This window comes from Bradyrhizobium sp. UFLA05-89 (assembly GCF_059803475.1).
On sequence record NZ_JBANBA010000015.1, the window covers coordinates 93,315 to 114,319 of the forward strand.

Genomic DNA, 21,005 nt, shown 5'->3' on the forward strand with positions numbered 1-21,005 from the left:
ATCAGATCGCGCTGACAGGAGAGAGAATGCCGCGGATCGGATCCAGCGGCAAAGGCGATGATCTCAAACGCGATCGACCGCCCAAACCGCTAAAGTGCGGCGGCGGCGACGGGCGAACAGAATGGTCGCAGCGTTGATCATGGCGCGCCGCTATAAGGCCATATCGGCTGGACGTCAAGGTTTGGAACTGTCGTTCGGGGCCGCCGGAGCGTGGATCCGGCGTGACCGGCGATCGCAAACGGCTAGCGTCACATCGCCGTCGTTACCATCTGGCCATGCCGAGACGGCCGAAGAGCGCCTCCCAAAAGGAGCCTCCCCGGGTCAACTCGTACAAGTGAGCGCTTGCCTGCTCGTTCCCGAGATCGGATGCCTTGCTGTACCATTTGATCGCCTGCCGAGTATCCTTGGCCACGCCCGTGCCGCTCTCATATGCCCAACCCAAATTGTATTGAGCCAACCCGTCGTTCTGCTCGGCGGCCTTGCGCAGCAGCGATATGCCCTTGGTGAAATCTTGCGGCACGCCTTCGCCCTTGATGTGCAGGAGGCCGAGGTTCGTCTGCGCGAACGTCAATCCCTGTTCAGCGGCCCTCGAAAACAGATCGACGGCCAAAGCATAGTCCTGGGGAACACCGCGTCCGTCCCGGTACATGGCTGCAAGGCGGGACTGGCTATAGGCGTTGCCCTGATCTGCGGCCTTGGCGTACCAGTCGGCTGCCTGCTTCTCGTCCCGAGCCGTCCCGAGGCCGATCTCGTAGACGTAAGCCAGATTCGCCTGTCCGTACGCGTCGCCCTGTTCGGCCGACAGGCGAAACCATTTGATCGCCTCCGCGCCGTCGCGCTTTGTTCCGCTCCCGTCCCGGTACATCACCCCCAGATAGGACTGCGCACGTGCGCTGCCCATTTCGGCCAGCGGCTTCAATCGCTCCATCGCGCCCACAAAATCATGAGCGAGATATGCGCTCACGCCGTCCCTGAAGTCGGCGCCGACATCGACGACGGAGGCTCCCTCTTTCGGGGTCAGCCCGATCAGCCCGTATTTGAACTCGTCGAGCTTATCAAACCCCTTCTCGATCGCCTGGGCAAACTCCGCCGGGCAGACCGGCGCATCGAACGTCAGGCGAAAAACGGCGTTGGAGCGAATGGTTCGGCCATCGACGTCAATCGTGCCGCTGACGTCGATCCGGCCATGGACGGCTCCATAACCCGTCCGCCCCTCGAACGTGGCCGAATAGTCGACGGGTGCCGGTTTCTCGTAGAAGAAGATGTTCTCGGGGACCGCCAGCGAAGCGGTCTCGCGATATTCCATCGGCCGGCAAACAAACGGCCGGCCGTTCGTCTGGCGGGCAGCCAACCGCAGCAGCGGCCGCCTTGGATCAGTCAACGGCAACATCCTGACGCGCGCGGGCCGATCGAGATCGACGGCCTTGCTGATCTGAAACGTCGATGTGATCGCGTAGTTGTCCGAGAGGTCGCGGGGATTTGGATAGGTGTAGTCGCCGCTGCCGGTCAGGCCGGCCTGCTCGATCAGGCGCTTGGCGGTCATCCGCCGGTCTGCATCATCCAATCCCTGTGCGACCACACGTCCGAGTTGCGCGCCGACGCCCGTGCCGGACAGGATCGACCGTGCTTCGCGTTTGCCGTCGCGATCGAGGACGTAGTCCGTCTCCGCAGAGAGCCGGAAGCGTGCCGGGTCGCTCATCGGGATGCGTCCCAAGGTGCCCTTGTCGATGTTGAGGACCGGCTTGCCCGCGAGATCCGGCGGCAGTGAGCCGAAGGCGAAGAGTGAGGCGGTCGGGTCGAGATATTGATCGATCTCCGGGACATAGGCGATCGCGTGATCGAAATTCGGCGTAGCAATTTCGGTGAGCGTATACCTTGCGTCAGAGTTCACCGCGACGAGATTGGCCTCTATGCCTTGGGCAGCGAGCAACGCCTTGAACAGCGTCGCGTGCGCCTTGCAATCGCCGTAGCGCGACGCAAGCACGGCCACGGCCGGCTGCGACGTCCAGCCGCCGTCCTCAAGCCCAATTCCGACATAGCGGATGTTGCGCGCGACCCAATTATAGATGCGCTCGATTTTCGCGCGCGAGTCCATGGCATCGCCTGCGATCTCCCGCGAAAGTCTCGTGATCTTCTCGTTCGGTCTTGCCATGGGCGCGTTGCGGGCGTTCAGCGCCGCCGCGAAAGCGGAATAGTCGGCAAATGTGCTCACCTCGAAACGCGCGGCGTATGAGAGAGTCTCATCGTCGATCTGGCCGGGCCTCGGCGTGTCTTGCCGAAAGCGCCCGCGATGAACGATGCGATCGTTGATCCTCTCTTCCGAGTGCTCGACATTGCGCAGCGCGATCCGCAGCGGCCTGGATGACGGACCGTCCACGATCACTTCGAGCACTTCCGGCGGTTGGCCTGCCGGCTCGCTCCAGACGCGCGCGAACTCGCCTGGAAATCTCGCCTGCTTTGTCTTGTAAACCAGACGCCCGCGGATGCTGTCGCCGGGCGCAACGTGCGGAAAGGCGATGATCCTGTTGCGGACCTCGTCGAAATAGGGCGAAGAGGAATCTGTCGAGGCCGGTTGATCGCGAATGGCCCGCTCGTCGACCGCGGCCACGCTGCCATCTGCCTTGTGGGTGGCAAGCTCCGTTGACGACAATTCGTCAAAATAGCTGTTGTACTGAAAGCTCTGCTGCGCGATCGCCTCGGCGCCCTTCTCGTCCAGCGCCTTGATCTCGAATTCGAAGACCTCGTTGCTCAGCCCGGTCTCGTCGAATGTAATGGTATGACGGGCCAACGTTCGCCGCCAACCCGGATCGATCCAGCCGGGCCTCGCGTCCGAGCTTGATGCTTCCGCGGCATACGATTTCATGTTTGGCGACAGGAGGAGCAATACCGCCAGGAATGCTGAATAAATTCGTACGATCATCTGTTGAGCGCTCGGCCGATCAATTCCGCAGCTCAACTAGCAAGCGAAGATTACCGGCGGCACTCCCAGAAAGAACGTTTTTTAAGTTTCTCCGGTCCCGATGGTCCGATTTGCTCACGAGCCAGCTCGTTCACACCAGCCGCCTCGTTCACACCAGCCGCAAGATCCACTCCATGATCTTGGCCATCACATCACCGAACAACAGCAGCGCCGCCGCCCAGATCAGGGCCGAGACAAAGTTGGCAGCCTGAAAGCTCCAATACGGCATTTCGAAAATGCCGGCGGCGAGCGGCACGGAGGCGCGCAAGGGGCCGAAGAAGCGGCCGATGAAGATGCTCGGCACGCCCCAGCTCCGCACGAAGGCCTCCCCGCGCGGCAGGATTTCCGGATAGCGCGACAACGGCCACATCTGCGCGACCTGCTCCTTGTAGCGGAAGCCGAACCAGTATGAGACCCAGTCGCCGAGGGCTGCCCCGATCGCACCCGCAATCCACACCGGATAGAAGCTGATGCCGCTCACTCCGATCAGGGCGCCGATCGCAACCAGCGCGCCCCAGGCCGGGATCAGTAGCGAGATGAAGGCGAGCGATTCACCGAATGCCAGAAGGAACACGATCGGTGCCGCCCAGACCTGGTGAACACGCACGAAGTCGGCCAGTGCGTGCGCATACTGCTCCATTGCCAAAAATGCCTTCCCCGCCCCACCGCGCGTCCTGGATCGTGAAAAGGACTGGTAAGCCAACGCCTTGCGTGACATCAAGTCACAAAGACCGGCTCGGGAGGAGCCACGATGTCAAATTGCCGGGAACAAAGGGCCCGGGTGGCGTAAAATCGCCGGGATTGGCCCGCAACGACACCTGCGACCGGTGCAACGGTCACTTTTTTAGGCCAGCCGTGGCATAGTCGGCCTAACCGATTCGCCGCCTCCGCGGCCCTCAAAACGCATCAAGACATATGTCCAAGCAATTGAAAACCAAAGCAAAAGACGACCTGTTCGGCGGCTCTGAGCCAAAGCCCCGCGCCCCCGCCAAGGCGGCCTCGCGCGCGAGCGGCGGGGAAGCCGATTACACCGCAGCCGACATCGAGGTCCTCGAAGGCCTGGAACCGGTCCGGCGCCGGCCCGGCATGTATATCGGCGGCACCGACGAGAAGGCGTTGCACCACCTCTTTGCCGAGGTCATCGACAACTCGATGGACGAGGCGCTTGCCGGGCACGCGACCTTCATCGAGGTCGACCTGAGCGCGGACGGTTTTCTCACGGTCACCGATAACGGCCGCGGCATCCCGATCGATCCGCATCCAAAATTCCCGAAGAAGTCGGCGCTCGAAGTCATCATGTGCACGCTGCATTCGGGCGGCAAGTTCGACTCCAAGGTCTACGAGACCTCGGGCGGTCTGCATGGCGTCGGTATCTCCGTCGTCAATGCCCTCTCCTCGCGCCTCGAGGTCGAGGTGGCGCGCAGCCAAAAACTCCATCGCATGACGTTCGAGCGTGGGCACCCGAAGGGCAAGCTCGAGGATCTCGGAAAGGTCAGCAACCGCCGCGGCACGCGCGTGCGTTTCAAGCCCGACACCGACATCTTTGGCGCCAAGGCGGCGTTCAAGCCGCAGCGCCTGTTCAAGATGACGCGTTCGAAAGCCTATCTGTTCGGCGGCGTCGAGATCCGCTGGAATTGCGCGCCCGAGCTCCTGAAGGGTGTCGAGGACGTGCCGGCGGAAGCGACGTTCCACTTCCCCGGTGGGTTGAAGGACTATCTCGCCGCCGCGATCCATGCCGACACGCTGGTGCATCCCGACATCTTCTCCGGCAAGTCGGGCCGCAACGGCGCGCACGGCGCCTGCGAATGGGCTGTGGCATGGACTGCTGACGCCGACGGCTTCCTGTCCTCCTACACCAACACCGTGCCAACGCCCGATGGCGGCACGCACGAATCCGGCTTGCGCAGCGCGCTGCTGCGTGGCCTGAAGGACCACGCTGAGCGCGTCGGCCAAGGCAAGCGCGCGGCCTCCGTCACCTCGGAAGACGTGATGGTAGGCGCGGCCGTGATGCTCTCGGTGTTCGTGCGCGAGCCGGAATTCCAGGGCCAGACCAAGGATCGTCTCGCCACCGCCGAAGCGCAGCGCATCGTCGAGCAGGCGATGAAGGATCCGTTCGACCACTGGCTCTCCGGCAATCCGAACCAGGCCAACAGGCTGCTCGACTTCGTGATCGATCGCGCCGAGGAGAGACTGCGCCGTCGCCAGGAAAAGGAAACCGCGCGCAAAACCGCCGGCAAGAAGCTGCGCCTGCCCGGCAAGCTCGCCGACTGCACCGATGCGGGCACGGAAGGCTCCGAGCTCTTCATCGTCGAGGGCGACTCGGCCGGCGGCAGCGCCAAGCAGGCGCGCGACCGCAAGACCCAGGCCGTGCTGCCGCTGCGCGGCAAGATCCTCAACGTCGCCTCTGCCGGCAAGGACAAGCTGACGGCAAATGCCCAGCTCGCCGACCTCGTACAGGCGATCGGCTCCGGTACGCTCGCGCAATATCGCGAAGAGGATCTGCGCTATCAGCGCATCATCATCATGACCGACGCCGACGTCGACGGCGCCCATATCGCCTCGCTGCTGATCACCTTTTTCTACCGGCAGATGCCGCGACTGATCGACGAGGGCCACCTCTTCCTTGCAGTGCCGCCGCTCTACAAGCTGACGCACGGTTCCAAGTCGGTCTACGCCCGCGACGATGCCCACAAGGAAGTGCTGCTCAAGAGCGAGTTCAATGCCAACGCCAAGGTCGAGGTGAACCGCTTCAAAGGTCTCGGCGAGATGATGCCGGCGCAGCTCAAGGAAACCACAATGGACCCGGCCCGGCGGACGCTCCTCAAGGTGGTCCTGCTTGCCGACGATCGCGACACCACAGCCGATTCGGTTGAGCGACTCATGGGCACCAAGGCGGAGGCGCGGTTTGCCTTCATTTCGGACAAAGCCGAATTCGCCAGCGAGGACCTGCTCGACGTCTAGTCTAGAGCGGCCCGTCGACGTCCATAGCCGGACTTAATTCCGGCTATGTCTATGAAATATCACAACTTCTCTGGATGATGCAACCTTGGTTCCACGCTCAGAGCATGGGCCGCCGGTCGCGGCAAGGTATTAGCCCTCGCGAAACGACGGGATCGGCGGCCCGATTCGGTCGAGCGACTCATTGGACGCCAAGGCGGAGGCACGGTTTGCGCTGCTTTCGAACGAAGCCGACGTCGCCGGGAAGGAGATGCCGGAAGCGCGAGGCCGCCTCCCTTCCTAAGCTACTGATCCAGCGACAAAATCCGCTGCGACCGGAGACCCCGAACGAAGTGTGTCCTCCGTACAACTGCGGAGGGTTTTCCGGCGGTTGTGTCTGCGCCGCAACAGCTTTTCGACATGAACCGGCTATAGTCCGGACATCAGATTTGACTTGGAACGGCGCTCGCGCCTTGGCACGCAGACCAAAGTTGGGGATTTGGATATGAATAAGATTGTACTCGCTCTGACGGCGGTCGTTGCGATGACAGGTGCGGCTTCCGCGGCTGACTTGGCTGCGCGGCCCTACACCAAGGCCCCGGTGGTTGCGGCTCCGGTCACCAGCTGGACCGGCTGCTATCTCGGCGGCGGCGGCGGCGGCGCGATGACCAACAACGACAACAACCTCGTCGATCCCGTGACCGGCGCTGCCTTGAATGCGAACCAGACGAACGGTGCGCGTGGTTGGTTTGGCACGGTTCAGGGTGGTTGCGACTACCAGTTCCAGAACTGGGTGGTTGGTGGTTTCGCTGACTACGATTTCATGGACATCCACGGTGACACCACTCTGGGCACGGGCTTCTTCACCGGCCGACAGAAGCAGGATTGGCAATGGGCCGTGGGCGCTCGCGTCGGCTATCTGGTTCTGCCGCAATTGCTCACCTACGTTTCGGGCGGTTACACTCAGGCGCATTGGAAGTCGACCGACCTGACCGCGTTCGGGTTTGGCACGCCGTCATTCACCTCGCCCGGCTTCACCAAGGGCGGCTGGTTCATCGGCACTGGCGACGAATACGCGCTGACCACCTTCCTGCCCGGCCTGTTCTGGAAGACCGAGTATCGCTACTCCGAGTTTGACAGGCAGAACAGCCCCATCAACGATTTCACGACCGGTACCTTCACTGGCGTCAACACGACCCAGAAGCTCCGCGAGCACAGCGTGCGCAGCGAGCTGGTCTACCGCTTCAACTGGGGTGGCCCGGTGGTCGCCAAGTACTGATCTGATCTCGATACGAGAGTTTCAAAAGCCCCGGCATCGTCCGGGGCTTTTTCGTTGTGACACACCCTCGTCAGGACACCCCCGCCCTGACGCCCGAAGCCTAAACCGTCATGTCAGTCCGTGGAAACGCGTTGCTGTTGTGTCGGAACAGCAACAGCATTCTTCGGGGAACTGGCTATAAGCGACCTATCGGTTGAATCGTTTCCGGGGCACTCGCGCTCCCTTGCTGGGGTGGAATTCGAAATGAAGAAGTTTGTGTTTGCTTTCGCGGCGATCGCGGCAATGACGGGCGCAGCCTCGGCGGCTGACCTCGCGGCGCGGCCCTACACTAAGGCTCCGGTGGCTGTTGCTCCGGCTGTCAACTGGACCGGGTGCTACGTCGGTGCCGGCGGTGGCGGCGCGATGACCAACAACGATCGCAGCAATACCTACGACGCGACGACCTTCGTGCCGGTCACCAGCACTCCTAATGTCACGAACGGTGCGCGCGGCTGGTTCGGTACCGTCCAAGGTGGCTGCGACTACCAGTTCGCGGGAACCAACTGGCTGGTCGGTGGCTTCGCGGACTACGACTTCATGGATGTGAAGGGCGACGTCGGGATCGATGGTTTCTTCGTGCCTCCCTCCACTGGAAGCCAGAAGCAGGATCAGCAGTGGGCTGTCGGCCTCCGCGTGGGTTATCTGGTCCTCCCGCAATTGCTGACCTACGTGTCAGGCGGCTACACGCAGGCGCACTGGAAAAGCACGGCCCTAACGTCCGCCTTCTTCCCGGGTGGAACGGCAAGCCTGGGCGGAGCGACGAAGGGGGGCTGGTTCATCGGTACGGGCGACGAATATGCTCTGACGAGCTTCCTGCCCGGACTGTTCTGGAAGACCGAATACCGCTACTCCGAGTTCGATCGCGCCAATGTCACCATCGACTATACCGGGTTCGGCGGCCCCGCCACCGGCTTCGGCGAGTCCCAGAAGTTCCGCGAGCACAGCGTGCGCAGCGAGCTGGTCTATCGCTTCAACTGGGCCGGCCCGGTGGTCGCCAAGTACTGAGCCGATCAAGTACTGATCCGAGCTCGATGCGAGATCTCAAGAGCCCCGGCATCGTCCGGGGCTTTTTCTTTGCGGCCCTCAATTCCGCAGGCTTGCTTTCAGCGATTGGGGGTATCTCGAAGCGGCTTCTCGATCTCTGCCCAATCAGCCTCCGTGATCGCCTCGCTGCGCGCGTCGCGACGGTGTCCTCCCTCTTCCTCGCTGCTCCGTCAGCCCGGCGGCCATTGTCTCCACACCAAAGCTACGGCTAGTCTGGTCCAACGGTCTCGCGACCGCCGACATCGTCGATGCCGCGGCGCGACAGAAGCAGACCAACCGGAGGGGACCGTATGCGCAGATTTCTGCTGACCGCAGGCCTGTTTGCGACCGCCCTGGGTCTGATCTGGATCGGACAGGGCACGGGGACGTTTCCCTGGCCGCGATCGAGCTTCATGGTCAACCAGCTGCAATGGGCCGGCTATGGCGCGGCCATGGCCGGTTTCGGACTGGTCCTGATCTGGGAAAGCAGCCAGTAGAAGAAACCAAACAAGAAAAGGACACAGCATGACAGCCAGCCGGTTCGATCTTCACGGCAAGGTCGCGATCGTCACGGGAGGCAATGGCGGCATCGGGCTCGGCATGGCCCGCGGGCTTGCCGATGCCGGCGCCGACATCGCCGTCGTTGGACGCAACGAAGCGAAGTCGAAAGCGGCGGTCGAGGATCTCCGCCAGCGCGGCATCAAGGCAATCGTAGTCGCGACCGACGTCACCGACAAGGCCGCGGTCGAGGCGATGGTCGCGCATGTCGCAAAGGAGTTCGGCCGCATCGACATCCTCGTCAACAATGCCGGCATGAGCATACGCAAGCCGCCGCAAGACCTCGAGCTCGAGGAATGGAGCAAGGTGATCGACACGAATCTCACCAGCGCCTTCGTGTGCTCGAAGGCGGCCTATCCGGCGCTGAAGGCGTCCGGCCGCGGCAAGGTGATCAATATCGGCTCGATGATGTCGATCTTCGGTGCGAGCTTTGCGCCGGCCTATGCGGCGAGCAAAGGCGGCATCGTGCAGTTCACGCGCGCCTGCGCCAACGCCTGGGCGGGCGACAACATCCAGGTCAACGCGATCCTGCCAGGCTGGATCGACACCGATCTCACGCGCGGCGCACGTGAGCAGGTCAACGGGCTGCACGAGCGCGTGCTTGCGCGCACGCCCGCAGGACGCTGGGGCCATATCGACGACTTCGCCGGCATCGCGGTGTTCCTGGCATCATCCGCGTCCGACTTCGTCACCGGCGCGGCGATCCCCGTCGATGGCGGCTTCTCGGTGATGGCTTGAGATCCAGACACGCATGAAAAAAGCCCCGGCCAAGGCCGGGGCTTTGCATCAGACGATCGTCAAGCCGACATCAGTATCTGGCGACCACCGGTCCGCCAAAATGATAGTTGATCTTGACCCGTGCCACGTGCTCGCGGTCGTCAAATCGCGCGGTACTCGTATTGAAGAAAAAGCCACCTGCCGGCGCCAGCGTGAGCGTCGTCCTGCCAAGGTCGACATAGAGGTATTCGGCCCCGACCGACCAATTCCTCGCGAACAGCCATTCGGCGCCTGCGCCCACAGTCCAACCGACGCGCGTCGTGTCGTCGCTGACCGTACGACACGTTCCCGAGGGAGCAACCGGACAGGCGACGCCCGGGGCAAGGACTTCCGTCATCGAGTGCTTCACAGCGCCAACGGCGAGACCGCCGGTTGCGTAGACCAACCAGTTGCCGCCGGTATAGCCGATACGGCCACGAACTGTGCCGAGAGCACCCTGCTCAGAGCGGAAATAGGCGGTGTCCGTTGCGACAGTGCCCATGGGTGCTCCGGCCGCAGGGTTGTTCCCGAACTGGACGAAGCTGTGCTGGATGAGTTGTTGCCAGGCACCGTCACCCTCGATACCGACGACCCAAGTTCCGATCTGCCAGTTGTAGCCAATCTGCGCACCGCCAATAAAACTGCTCGGACGCGAGCAGTTGGTCGAGAGGTCGAAGGGATTGGCGCCCACGAGGACAGGGGCCGCTATACCTGCGGGTGAACCACAGAACGTGAAGATGTTGCCCGGCGTCGTGAACGGCATGTCATAGCCGAGTCTGTTGTCCGACCACGCCCCACCGAAATTGCCTCCGATATAGAAGCCGGTCCATGTCCAGACTTCCGGAAGCGGAACGGGTGTTGCCTTGACGGCCATATCTGCCGCCGATGCGGTTCCGACAATTCCTGCGGAGAAGAGTGACGCTGCGAGCGCCCAGCCCAAGCGATACTTCATTTATTCCCCCTGCAAAAAATTCATGAAAAAGCGAATTTAATTCCAGGAGAAAGGATAGCTTTCTTGACCCGATCAAACGAGTTGGAACCCTGGGCGCCGCTCCGCCTCGCTTCGCTTTTTCAGCTGACGTGGCGCGCTGGCAACATTCAGCAACACTTCAGCGGTAAAATAAGCTGCGATAGGTCAATAGCTCGCACCTAACTGTTGTGCAAAAAACAAAAAGCCCCGGCCGATGCCGGGGCTTTCCGCTCCATTGCCGAAGCGACTGAGTCTCAGTAGCGCGCGATGACGGGCGCGTCGAACTTGTAGCTCGCACGCACCACCGCCCACTGGATGTCGCGCGGCTTGGCGTCGAAGGTGTAAGTTCCCGCGGCCGTGCCGGCGAGCTGATAGGTCTGGCTCGTGAAGGCGGCGTAGTTGTATTCGACACCGACGATCCAGTTGCGGGTGATACCGTATTCCCAGCCGGCGCCGACGGTCCAGCCGCTGGCCCAGTGAGTCTGGCCACCCGCGCCGGTCGCCACGCCAACAGTGTCGGAGACAGAGAGACGGTTGTTTGCGCCGGCGTAGCCGCCCTTGATGTAGAACAGGTTGTTCTGCACGGCGAAGCCAGCACGACCGACGATCGTCGCCAGCACGTTGGTGCGCCAGCTGAACTGATCGTCCAGACCGACGCCGAACACCGTGTTATTGACAGTGCCGTGGTTGTCGAGCCCGGAGATCGTGCCCTCGAGGCCGAACACGTAATTGCTGGCCTGCCAGTTATAGCCAATCTGCGCACCGCCGATGAGGCCGGAGCCACGCTGGCGAAAACCCTCGCCCGGCGAAAGATCGCCGAATGCCGTGGTGTTCGCGCTGTTGATGAACTGCTCGTTGGTCCAGGCGCCACCGATGTGGCCGCCGACATAGAACCCCGTCCAGTTGAAGAGCGGCTCGATATAGGCCGGCGCCTTCGTGTAGGGCCGCGCAGCGAGATCGGCGGCTGAAACGCTACCGGCTGCGACGAGCGCGCTGGTGCAGGTGAAGACGGCAATCAACTTGGAACGCATGGTACAACCCCTTGTCCTCGGATGGGGCGCACGCTCACAGACAGTTCTTACTAAAATTGGAATCAACGGAATGGGCGCGCGAGATTCAACCGCGCGCACCTCGAATCTCGTTGCGCTGTTGCAGCTACGCAACTCACAAAACCCGATTTAACGCGATGTTATCCCTACTGAATCATTGGGCGCGATGCTCGATCACGACGCGCGCATGACCGGCGAATGCACATGCTCCGGCCGTACACCGAGCGCGACGAAGCGCGCAGGAAATTGCTGTAGCCATGGCCATGCCGTGACGAGACGGACGACCAGCGGAATCTTGAACGGCTGATTGCCGGGCCTGAGCGCACCGCTGATGATGTTGTTCTGTACGATCACCTGCATCGCCTGCGTCATTTTCACTGGGAACGTGCGGCGGCGGCGCACGGCATCGAGCTCATCCTCGGACGGGCACCCGGCCCGCAGTTTCTCTGCAAGCAGATTTGCGGTCGCAACCGCGTCCTGCACAGCGAGATTGACGCCGACACCGCCGACCGGCGACATCGCATGCGCGGCATCACCGATGCAGAGCAGACCCGGACGCGTCCAGTGCGTCAGACGGTTGATCGCAACGGTGAGGAGCTTGACGTCGTCCCAGCTCTTCACGTCTGAGATCCCGGATGAAAGGATCGGCGCCATGCGGACGACGTCATCCAGCAGGGCTTGCAGCCCCCTCGCCTTCACCGCCTCGTACTGCCCCTTGGCGATGACATAGGCGCATTGCCAGTACTCGCCGCGATCGAAGGTGACCATCATCTTGCCCGGTTCGACCCGTGCGAACACGTTCTCGGTCTCGTTCTGCCGCCGTCCGGCGCGAAACCACAGTACGTCCATCGGCGCGCCAATCTCCTCGACCGCGAGGCCCGCACGCTGGCGCACCGTCGAATGTCGGCCGTCGCAGGCAATGGTCAAATCTGCCTCGATGTCGATCGGGCCCTCCGGCGTCGTCGCGCGCACGCCGGCGATCGTTTCACCGCGCCGGATCAATTCGGTTGCCTCCGTGCTCATCATCACCTTGAGCGAGGGAAAGCGCTGACCGCTCTCGCGCAAGAAATTCAAGAAGTCCCATTGCGGCATGAAGGCGATGAATGGGTATTTGGTGTCGAGCCGGCGGAGATCGGCGATGCGCACCGACGTGCCGCCGAACATGCCGTCGAGCGTCTGCAGGCGCTGATGCGGCAGTTTCAAGAAGCCGTCGATCAGGCCGAGCTCGTCCATCACCTGGAGCGTCGAGGGATGCACGGTGTCGCCACGAAAATCGCGGAAGAAATCCGCGTGCTTCTCCAGCACCACGACATCGATGCCGGCACGCCCCAGGAGATAGCCGAGCATCATCCCGGCCGGCCCACCCCCGACGATGCAGCAGCGGGCTTTCAGGGAACGAGATGCGACGGGCGGTTCCGGCGCGTTAGCGTTCATGATCCGGTCCTCGGCGGTGGTTCGGTCCGCAACAATGATTATAGCGCGTGCTCGGCACCAAGTTGCCGAGTCACGAGATCGAGAAATTCACTGGCCAGCGGCGAGATGTTCAAGGACCGGTGGCGAATGACGCCGACAGTCCGCTTGATCTCGGGAGCAGAGATAGGGACTGCCCGGATATTGGAGCCGAGATTTGTCGGCAGGGCCATTGCCGGCAAGATGGCGCAGCCGACGCCCGCTTCTAGGAGCTCGAGAATGCAGGAGACGTGTTCGACTTCGTAGAACCACCGCAGCTTCAGGCCCGCATTTCCGAGCAGAACCTCGAGCAGGAGCCTGTTGCCGCTGTCGCGCCCCCCAATCATGAGCCGAACCTTTGGCATCGCCTGTAGCTCCTGCAACGCGATCTCCTGGCGAGCGACCAGCGCGTCGTCCTTATGCACGGCCAGGACGAAGCGGTCCGCCAGCAACGGTACGAATGTCAGATCCGGGTCAGGCCCGGGGTCCACGCCGACCCCGAATTCGGCCAACCCGGATAGGACCTGGCGAACGACAAAGTCCTGGTTACCGTCGAAGACCTGCACGCCGACGTTCGGATGCCGCTCGGTGAACGTCTTCAGCAGGAGCGGAAAGGCCTGGCAGACCACGGTCGGAATGCTGGCCACCCGAATCTTGCCGTAACGCCTTTCGGCGACCTCGCGGATCGAATCAAGCATCCCGTTCAGGTTGTTGATTTGCTGGCGAGCCATCGGAAGGAAGTGGCGTCCGGCTCCGGTGAGGACCACCGACCTGGTGGTGCGGCTGAACAGTTCGACGCCCAGCGTCTGCTCCAGCTTCTGAATTCGGCGCGACAAGCCGGGCTGGGTCAGATGGAGCTTCTCGGCTGCACGTTGGAAATTCAGCAGCTCTGCCGCGATCACGAAGGCTTCGAGTTCAGCGTTCTCGACTTTCATGCGCAAGTCTCATCAGTCGCAAGCGAACCCGCATTGGACCTCGAAGTCGGCGGTTTCTACGATCCTGGGGTTTAGCCAGACCGAAGGGAACAGGTAGCATCGATGCCCATCCAGCAGCAACTCGTGTCGCCCGTTACGATCGCCACCACTGCATCACCCCACGTCGCCGAGGCGGACGCGACGTACCGGAAGATCGTGCTTCGCATCATGCCGCTCATCCTCGTCTGCTACTTCTTTGGCTACCTGGATCGGGTGAACGTCGGCTTCGCCAAGCTCGGCATGGTCAACGATTTGCGTCTGAGCGAGGCCGCCTATGGCCTCGGTGCAGGCCTGTTCTTTATCGGCTATCTCCTGCTGCAGGTGCCCGCCGGCTACCTGGTTCAACTCTATGGCCCGAGGAAGTGCATCGCAGCGTCAATGATCTCATGGGGGCTCGTCTCCATGGCTACCTTGCTGACGCGGGACGAAACCAGCTTTTACGTACTTCGGTTCTTGCTCGGGATCACGGAGGCAGCCTTCTTCCCCGCCGTGATCGCCTTCTTCAGTGTCTGGTTTCCCTCATTCAGGCTCAGCAGGGTGATGTCCTTGCTCTTCCTCGCCCTGCCCCTCGGCGTGATCCTGGGCGGTCCCTTGTCCGGATGGATTATGGACGTCACCCACGGCGGCTACGGTCTGAAGGGCTGGCAATGGATGTTCCTGCTCGAAGGACTCCCGGCGATCCTGCTTGGGCTGATCTCGATCAGGACGATCGTCGAGCGGCCGGATGACGCAGCATGGTTGACCCCGGACGAGAAGGCCCTGGTGCAGCGAGAACTCGCTCAGGAATCAAGGGACAAGCAAACGAGCTTGTGGCCGGCGTTGCGTGAGCCCACTCTGTGGATTTTGTTCGCGACGTCGTTTCTCTACAACCTCGGCAATTACGGCCTCGTTTTCTGGATGCCGAGCATGATCAAGTCGATCGGCGGGTTGACGAACTTCCAGATCGGCGTCGTGACCGCACTGCCCTACCTGATCGCCGCCTGCGCCATGCAGATCAATTCGATCCACTCGGTGAAAACCGGCGAGAGGCTCTGGCATACCGCAGCGCCCCTGATCGCTGGCGGCGCCGCCTTGGTGGCGAGTGTGACGACGCGAGACGCGCCGGCGCTCTCTCTCTTGTGCCTGACCATCGGCATCTCCGGCATCCAGTGCACGCTGGCCATGTTCTGGAGCTTGCCTTCACGCGTGCTTGCTGGAACGGCAGCGGCCAGTGGGGCCGGACTGGTCAATATCGGCGCGGCCAGCGCGGGCTTTGCTGGTCCAGCCGTCCTGGGCGTCCTGAGCCAACTGACGGGCAGCATGACGGCCGGCGTCTCGCTGCTGGCGATCGCGCTGTTCGCCGCGGCCGCCCTGATCTTTGCGATTCCGCGGCACCTGATGGCCCGGCATGTCGTCTCGGTCTAGGGAAACGTCATGGTCCATGAGCCTTTAATCCCTTCCGGGCCCAGACACGACATGCACAGGCCATTTCGGATCGCTATCGCCGGCTTTCATATTGAGTCCGTGAGTTTTCTGCCAGCGGTCTCGACCTGGAACGATTTCGAGCAGGTGGCCCTGCGCGGCGATCGCATCGTCGAGGAGCTCCGAGGCACAAACACTGTGATGGGCGGCTTCATCGAGATCTGCGAACAGGCAGGCGTGGCGTTGGCTCCGCTCGTCCACACGGCGCTCGGCGCGGTGGGGCCGGCCACCGATGAAGCCGTCAGACGCTATGCGGACGAGATGGCAGAAGGCGTCCGCGCCTTGTCGGACCTCGATGGCGTGCTGCTCTTCCTCCACGGGGCGTGCTGGACAGCTTCCTATCCGGACCCCGAGCGCTTCATCATCGACGCTGTGCGCGCTGCCCTGGGGCAAGACAAGCCCTTGATCGTCGCGCTGGACTATCATGGCAACATCGATGCAAATACGCTGCAAAACGCGACCGCGGCGTTCGCCTATCGAAAATCGCCGCATACGGATACGGGAGACACGGGACGGCGTGCCGCCATCTGCATGCTCCGCACGCTGCGTGGAGAGATTTCGCCAACATGGGCGATCGCCAAGCCGGGCGTGCTCGTCCCGTCGATCTTCAGCGCGACTGCGCTGCGCCCCTTGGCGGATCTCATCGAGGAAGGCCGGCGCATCGAGCGTGACGGCGAGGGCTACACCGACATTTCGCTGATGGCCGGCTTTTCCTATGCAGACGCACACAATGCGGGCTTTTCGGTGCTGTGCGTCACCGACGGCGACCGCGCGCGCGCCCAGACGATCGCAGACCATCTTTCGGAACGGATCTGGAGCGAGCGGCATGCACTCTCCAGGCCCTTCGAGGTCTACACCGCCGAGGCAGCGGTTTCCCGGGCGTGCTCAGGCCTGACGACGCGCAAGACGCGGCGGCGCCCCTACGTCCTGGTCGAGCACGCAGACCGAATGAACGACTCCACGTACCTGTTGGCGGAGCTGCTGAGGCGCGGTGTCACGCGGGCTGCCGTGCCATTTCTCTGGGATGCGGCCGCAGCGCGGAAAGCGTTCGAAGCCGGCGTTGGTGCTTTGGTGAAGCTGAAGCTCGGCGGCCACAGCTCCGAGAAGGCGGGGCCGACGCTGGACATCACCGCGCGCGTGCAGTGGGCAGGCCCGAAATCGTACCGCGTGACGGGCTCCTACATGCATGGCATGCCTGTCGACCTGGGAATGACGGCGTTGCTCGACGTCGATGGCGTGTCGGTGAGTGTCGTCAGCGCTTTTGCATTCGCGGTCGACGGTGATGCGTTCGGGGTGTTCGGCTTGCGTCCGGAAGACTTCGACATCATCGTGCTTCGTTCAAAGACCCATTTCCGTGCCTTCTACGAGGGACTGGCGGAGGAAATCATGATCGTGGATACGCCGGACCACGGCGTCGCCGACCTGCGGCTCCTGCCCTATGAGCGGCTGGATACGCATCGCGTATTTCCGCTGGCTCCTGAAAGCGCCCATTGATGTCGACCGAACACGAGCAGTGGGCGCTACGCGCGGATCGTCGGGGCCGCGACAGGAGAACGGACAAGCGATGACCAGCAAGGTAAACGTGAGCTTGATCCAGTTTGACGTCCAAGTGCTGGAGCCGGCGTCAAATCTCGAGCGAATGCAGGCAGCCATGCGATCGGAGGCAAAGACAGGCGCGCAGTTGATCGTATTCCCGGAGTTGTCGAACACGGGATATGTGGAGCCGCTGACGCCCGGCGCCCCTTTCAGCCCGGAATCCGGCGGAGCCGACCAATATGCCTTCCGATTATTCCAGGCCGCCGAACCCGAGAATGGGCCATTCATCACGTCGCTGTGCGATCTCGCCCGTGAGCACAGCCTCCATGTTGTCGTCGGGCTGGCTCTTCGTCACCCGATGCAGCAGGGCGTGATGCACAATGCGTCAATGCTGATTGGCCCTCACGGCGTGCTCGGCACCTACTACAAGATTCATCGCTGGCATCTGGAAAAGCTATATTTCGTCGCCGGCGAGAGCATCTCGGTGCAGCAGACGAAGTTGGGGCCGATTGGCATGCAGATTTGCTATGACATTCGGTTTCCGGAGTTGACGCGGGCACTCATGATGCAAGGCGCTCAGATCGTCACGAATATCTGGGCGTCGTTCCGCCCGAGAGACAAGCCCCTGGAAGACGAGCAGATCTTCGCGCACCGCGCCTACACGCGCGCAACCGAGAATGGCGTCTTCTTCCTGAGCTGCAACCGCGCCGGCAGGCAAGGCAATTGCGCATTCATGGGCCGAAGCATCATCGTTGCGCCGGATGGCGAGATTCTCGCGCAATCCACCACGGAGGACGAGGACGTCGTACGCGCGGAAATCGACATTGATGACGTTGCCCGCTATCGAAGCTATGTCGGGCTCGCGACAGACAGGCGCGCGGATATCTACTCGCGATACTTGACGGCGCCCATCTGAAAACTCACCCCTTGGCTCAACGGTGGGGCAGAGCATGGGTTGCCAGAAGCCGGCATGATCGCTCAATCGAGCCCCTCAATTGTTACTGCGGTTCGCGGTGCGAAAGCTCTTGATCTCCGACACGCTGCCGTCGCGATAAGTCAGTTCCACCGACACGACCTGCGTTGAGGGCGCGAGCTTCATGTAGAGCGGCATGCCGGCGGAGATCGCGGTGGGGTCGCGCATGTCACAAGGAGGCATCTTCAGCACCTGATTGGGAACCGCGGTGTCGATGCCAATGCGGACCTCGCGGATTGCGCAGCGGTAGGACACGAGGTGCGTGTAGTAGACGAGCAGCCCGTTGAACTCGCGGAACGACAGCCAGCTCGTCGCGGTCATGTCGAGGATTTTGCGCTGGTCGCGGAGCAGCGCGGCCTCGGGATCGAACTTGATCGGGAACGGGCCCTGCATGTCGCCGGACGCGTCGACATAGCGGACCTCGATGGTGCCGGCCTGCGCGTCCGGCGGCAGCTCGATCGACGGATTGGGCAGCCGCTTGCGGGTGCGCGGATCGAGCGTATCGATGAAGCCGGTCTCGCGGAAATCGCCCTGGCCTGCCATCCGCCAGGAAATGCCGAGCGTGGGATCGGCGAAGGAGAAGACCACCGACCAGCCACCATTGTGGCGCGAGAAGCTCGCGATCGGTGCGTTGGTAGCTTCCTCTTTCGGCACGCGCGGCACCGAGACCGGCGGCAACGCCGCGACCTTCTGCGGCGCCGGATCGGCCGGCCGTGGCGCGGCATCGGCCTTGGCGGTGCCGCTCAGGAAGACGTCGTCGACCATCTGGTCGAAATAGACCGGCACCTGCTTGTGCTTGACGGTGTCGGCCATCTCGCTGACCAGCCGTCGCGTGTGCTGTGCCACCTGCACGAGGTTCTCGCCGGGCTGCAACAGCTCCTTGGCGAAGGTGCGCGTGAACACCGAATTGGGATTGGCATCATCGTTCGACAGACGATCGAGCGCGGTCTGGCGCGGACCGGCGGAGAACACCGAGAACACGCCTTCAGGCAACTGCGTCATCGGCGCAAGCCCGCCGCCGCCGGCGACTGCGCGCGTGCCGGTCCGCTCGAACGGGTTGTTGCGGCAAGCGTCGAACACCAGGATCGAGGTGCGCACCTTCTTGTTCTGGAGGCGCTCGACGATGCGGTCGGCGAGGATTGAGGAGTCGCGCACCAGCTCTTCCTGGCCTTCGGTCGCCGCCGGCACGTCGGTCGGCAAGAGATAGTTCTGGCCCGCGATCTCGAAACCGTGGCCTGCATAGAAGAAGAACGCGGTGTCGCCGGGGTCGATCGCCCGGTCGAAAGCAAGCAGCGTCTCGGTGAACTGCTGGCGGCTCTGATTCTCGGCCACCATCACGGAGAAGCCGAGCTGCTTCAGCGTATCGCCCATGGTGCGGGCGTCGTTGACGGCCTTGAGCAGCTTTGGAACGTTCTTGTAGTCGTTGTTGCCGACGACGAGCGCAACGCGTTTTTCGGCGTGCACGGGGCCGGCGAACGCCGTCAGACTGGCGGTGATGCCAAGGGCCGCCAAAATCGAAAGAAGCCTGCGCGTCATCGAAAGATCCCCGTTTGCAGGAAGATTGCCCTAAAGCGCGATGAGATTGGGATGCATCGTCATCGCGCTTTAGGTCGTTGTTTGAGCATGATCTTTTCGGAAAACCGCTTCACACTTTTCCGGATCATGCTCTATGCGTTCCTGCGGCCGCTGATGTCATAGTCGGCCAAGCCCTGGCAGGGGTTCAAGAGGGCGAGGCAAGCGTACAGTGGATACCCCTGCGCGATCTGTCCTATGGCCGGTTCGAGCGGAATCTGCTTTTGCTTGAATGGTATTGCCTGTCTACCCGAGGGTCTTTCGTGTATCGCTGGTGCACCGACGAAGTCGAGCCGCAGGACCGTTTCGACTATTGGCGGGAGGTGCGCGCCAAGGGCCTGTTCGGCGTCACCGCGGAACTTGCGCGGGAGCAGCGCGCGGATTTCTCCGGCGAGTTCACGCTGCGGCAGGTCGGCGGGGCGGGCCTCGTCGAGCTCAAGGCCTCGCCCTACCGGGTGGAGCGTAGCAAGGCCGACATTGCGGACGCGGCCAGCGACAGCATCTGCGTTTACCAGCAGCTCGGCAGCGGCGGCTGGTTCGGCGGCATGCGCAGCAGCGATTTTGCCATCGAAAGCGGCAGGTTTGCCACCAGCCATACCGACCTGCCCTATCGCACCCTGCCGCTCGGCACTGCCGGCTTTCACCTGAGGATCCTGAAGATCCCGGTGGTCGGCATCCCCGCGCAGGACAGGCGCGTTCGCGACCTCACGCCGAAGCCGTTCGGCGACCCTGCGCTGGCCTCCCTGCTCGATGCCGCCTTTGCCGAGCTCGGTGAACTCGCCGATGAGGAAGAAGCTTCGCGCACCAAGCCGCTGGTGGAGGCACTGGCCACCCTCGCCCTGATCGAGCGCGGCATCGTCAGGTCGGCGGGCCGCCGCGGACAATACGCGCTGCGTGTCGGGCGCCTGTCACTGGCGCGCCGCCTGATCGACAGACACCTGAACGATCCCCGATTGTCTCCGGCGATGGTCGCCGACTGGCTCGGCGTGTCCCTGCGCCACCTCCACATGCTCTTTGAAATGGCGGAGAAGAGCTTCTCCCAGACCGTGACCGAGCAACGTCTGGCGCAAAGCCGCCGCCTCCTGCGCGAAACGCCGGAGCGGCTGATTGCCGACGTCGCCTCCGCCTGCGGGTTCGAAAGCCTTGCCACCTATTACCGGGTGTTCAACGCGGCCTATGGGCTGGCACCGGGCGATTTCCGGGCCCAGGCGGCCGAGAAGGGTTAACCACGCTCCTTGGCCTCACCCCGGTCGCCCGGCCGGTGACCGGGCGAAAAACCCAACTTCGCCTGCAATTTGAATAAAAACGCTAGGCTTTTTAGAGCCTTCCCGCGCCTGCTCCATTGACTTTGGCCGATTCCCCCCTATGTTCCGGGCAACGCGGCTCGGTATCGAAACGCGATTCCTGAGTTTGGCGCGTTGTTCGCGCAAATCCTTGCTCGCGTAAGTCAGCACCCCCAGCTTCTTTGAG

Annotated in this window: 17 protein-coding genes; 9 read left to right on the forward strand and 8 right to left on the reverse strand. The window is 62.6% G+C overall.

The genetic code is table 11. The features are described from left to right. Positions 1 to 262: 262 nt before the first annotated feature. Entirely contained in the window at positions 263 to 2,788 is a 2,526-nt protein-coding gene (locus SO139_RS11070) for a DUF3857 domain-containing protein (protein ID WP_498540055.1), read from the reverse strand. A 280-nt stretch (positions 2,789 to 3,068) separates the two neighbouring features. After that, positions 3,069 to 3,599 (reverse strand): DedA family protein, encoded by a 531-nt coding sequence (locus SO139_RS11075; RefSeq protein WP_449380842.1) that lies wholly within the window; start codon positions 3,597 to 3,599, stop codon positions 3,069 to 3,071. Positions 3,600 to 3,874: 275 nt separating this feature from the next. On the opposite strand from SO139_RS11075, the gene parE reads away from it, so the two are divergent. From parE to SO139_RS11100, 5 genes are all read left to right on the forward strand, one after another. Beyond that, positions 3,875 to 5,920 (forward strand): DNA topoisomerase IV subunit B, encoded by a 2,046-nt coding sequence (gene parE / locus SO139_RS11080; RefSeq protein ID WP_449380819.1) that lies wholly within the window; start codon positions 3,875 to 3,877, stop codon positions 5,918 to 5,920. A 481-nt stretch (positions 5,921 to 6,401) separates the two neighbouring features. Next, on the forward strand, positions 6,402 to 7,175 hold the full coding sequence (locus SO139_RS11085; protein ID WP_449380818.1) for an outer membrane protein: 774 nt from the start codon (positions 6,402 to 6,404) through the stop codon (positions 7,173 to 7,175). Positions 7,176 to 7,418: 243 nt separating this feature from the next. Then, positions 7,419 to 8,219 (forward strand): outer membrane protein, encoded by an 801-nt coding sequence (locus tag SO139_RS11090; RefSeq protein ID WP_449380817.1) that lies wholly within the window; start codon positions 7,419 to 7,421, stop codon positions 8,217 to 8,219. A 329-nt stretch (positions 8,220 to 8,548) separates the two neighbouring features. Next, positions 8,549 to 8,734, forward strand: a complete 186-nt coding sequence (locus SO139_RS11095; RefSeq protein WP_449380816.1) for a hypothetical protein — start codon at positions 8,549 to 8,551, stop codon at positions 8,732 to 8,734. Positions 8,735 to 8,762: 28 nt separating this feature from the next. Continuing rightward, positions 8,763 to 9,533 (forward strand): SDR family NAD(P)-dependent oxidoreductase, encoded by a 771-nt coding sequence (locus tag SO139_RS11100; RefSeq protein WP_449380815.1) that lies wholly within the window; start codon positions 8,763 to 8,765, stop codon positions 9,531 to 9,533. A gap of 70 nt (positions 9,534 to 9,603) precedes the next feature. Here the strand turns inward: SO139_RS11100 and SO139_RS11105 are convergent, their stop codons facing one another. The 4 genes from SO139_RS11105 to SO139_RS11120 form a co-directional block, all read right to left on the reverse strand. Then, positions 9,604 to 10,503, reverse strand: coding sequence for an outer membrane protein (locus tag SO139_RS11105; RefSeq protein ID WP_498540056.1), 900 nt, complete (start codon positions 10,501 to 10,503; stop codon positions 9,604 to 9,606). Between the two features lie 272 nt (positions 10,504 to 10,775). Further along, on the reverse strand, positions 10,776 to 11,552 hold the full coding sequence (locus SO139_RS11110) for an outer membrane protein (RefSeq protein ID WP_449380813.1): 777 nt from the start codon (positions 11,550 to 11,552) through the stop codon (positions 10,776 to 10,778). 192 nt (positions 11,553 to 11,744) lie between these two features. Continuing rightward, positions 11,745 to 13,004 (reverse strand): FAD-dependent oxidoreductase, encoded by a 1,260-nt coding sequence (locus tag SO139_RS11115; protein WP_449380812.1) that lies wholly within the window; start codon positions 13,002 to 13,004, stop codon positions 11,745 to 11,747. A 38-nt stretch (positions 13,005 to 13,042) separates the two neighbouring features. Then, positions 13,043 to 13,954 (reverse strand): LysR family transcriptional regulator, encoded by a 912-nt coding sequence (locus SO139_RS11120; protein WP_449380811.1) that lies wholly within the window; start codon positions 13,952 to 13,954, stop codon positions 13,043 to 13,045. Positions 13,955 to 14,056: 102 nt separating this feature from the next. On the opposite strand from SO139_RS11120, the gene SO139_RS11125 reads away from it, so the two are divergent. The 3 genes from SO139_RS11125 (at position 14,057) to SO139_RS11135 (ending at position 17,906) form a co-directional block, all read left to right on the forward strand. Beyond that, positions 14,057 to 15,397, forward strand: coding sequence for an MFS transporter (locus tag SO139_RS11125; protein ID WP_449380810.1), 1,341 nt, complete (start codon positions 14,057 to 14,059; stop codon positions 15,395 to 15,397). Between the two features lie 51 nt (positions 15,398 to 15,448). Further along, positions 15,449 to 16,948 (forward strand): M81 family metallopeptidase, encoded by a 1,500-nt coding sequence (locus SO139_RS11130; protein WP_498540057.1) that lies wholly within the window; start codon positions 15,449 to 15,451, stop codon positions 16,946 to 16,948. Positions 16,949 to 17,018: 70 nt separating this feature from the next. Then, entirely contained in the window at positions 17,019 to 17,906 is an 888-nt protein-coding gene (locus SO139_RS11135) for a carbon-nitrogen hydrolase family protein (RefSeq protein ID WP_498540058.1), read from the forward strand. Between the two features lie 75 nt (positions 17,907 to 17,981). On the opposite strand, the gene SO139_RS11140 is transcribed toward SO139_RS11135, so the two are convergent. After that, on the reverse strand, positions 17,982 to 19,499 hold the full coding sequence (locus tag SO139_RS11140) for a caspase family protein (protein WP_449380807.1): 1,518 nt from the start codon (positions 19,497 to 19,499) through the stop codon (positions 17,982 to 17,984). Positions 19,500 to 19,798: 299 nt separating this feature from the next. Here SO139_RS11140 and SO139_RS11145 point away from each other — a divergent pair, with 299 nt between their 5' ends. After that, positions 19,799 to 20,761 carry an AraC family transcriptional regulator gene (locus tag SO139_RS11145; RefSeq protein WP_449380806.1) on the forward strand — a complete coding sequence of 321 codons (963 nt, stop codon included), beginning with the start codon at positions 19,799 to 19,801 and terminating at the stop codon, positions 20,759 to 20,761. A gap of 15 nt (positions 20,762 to 20,776) precedes the next feature. Here SO139_RS11145 and SO139_RS11150 read toward each other — a convergent pair. Beyond that, positions 20,777 to 21,005: hypothetical protein (locus SO139_RS11150; RefSeq protein ID WP_498540059.1), on the reverse strand; the 229-nt coding region annotated here is incomplete at its 5' end.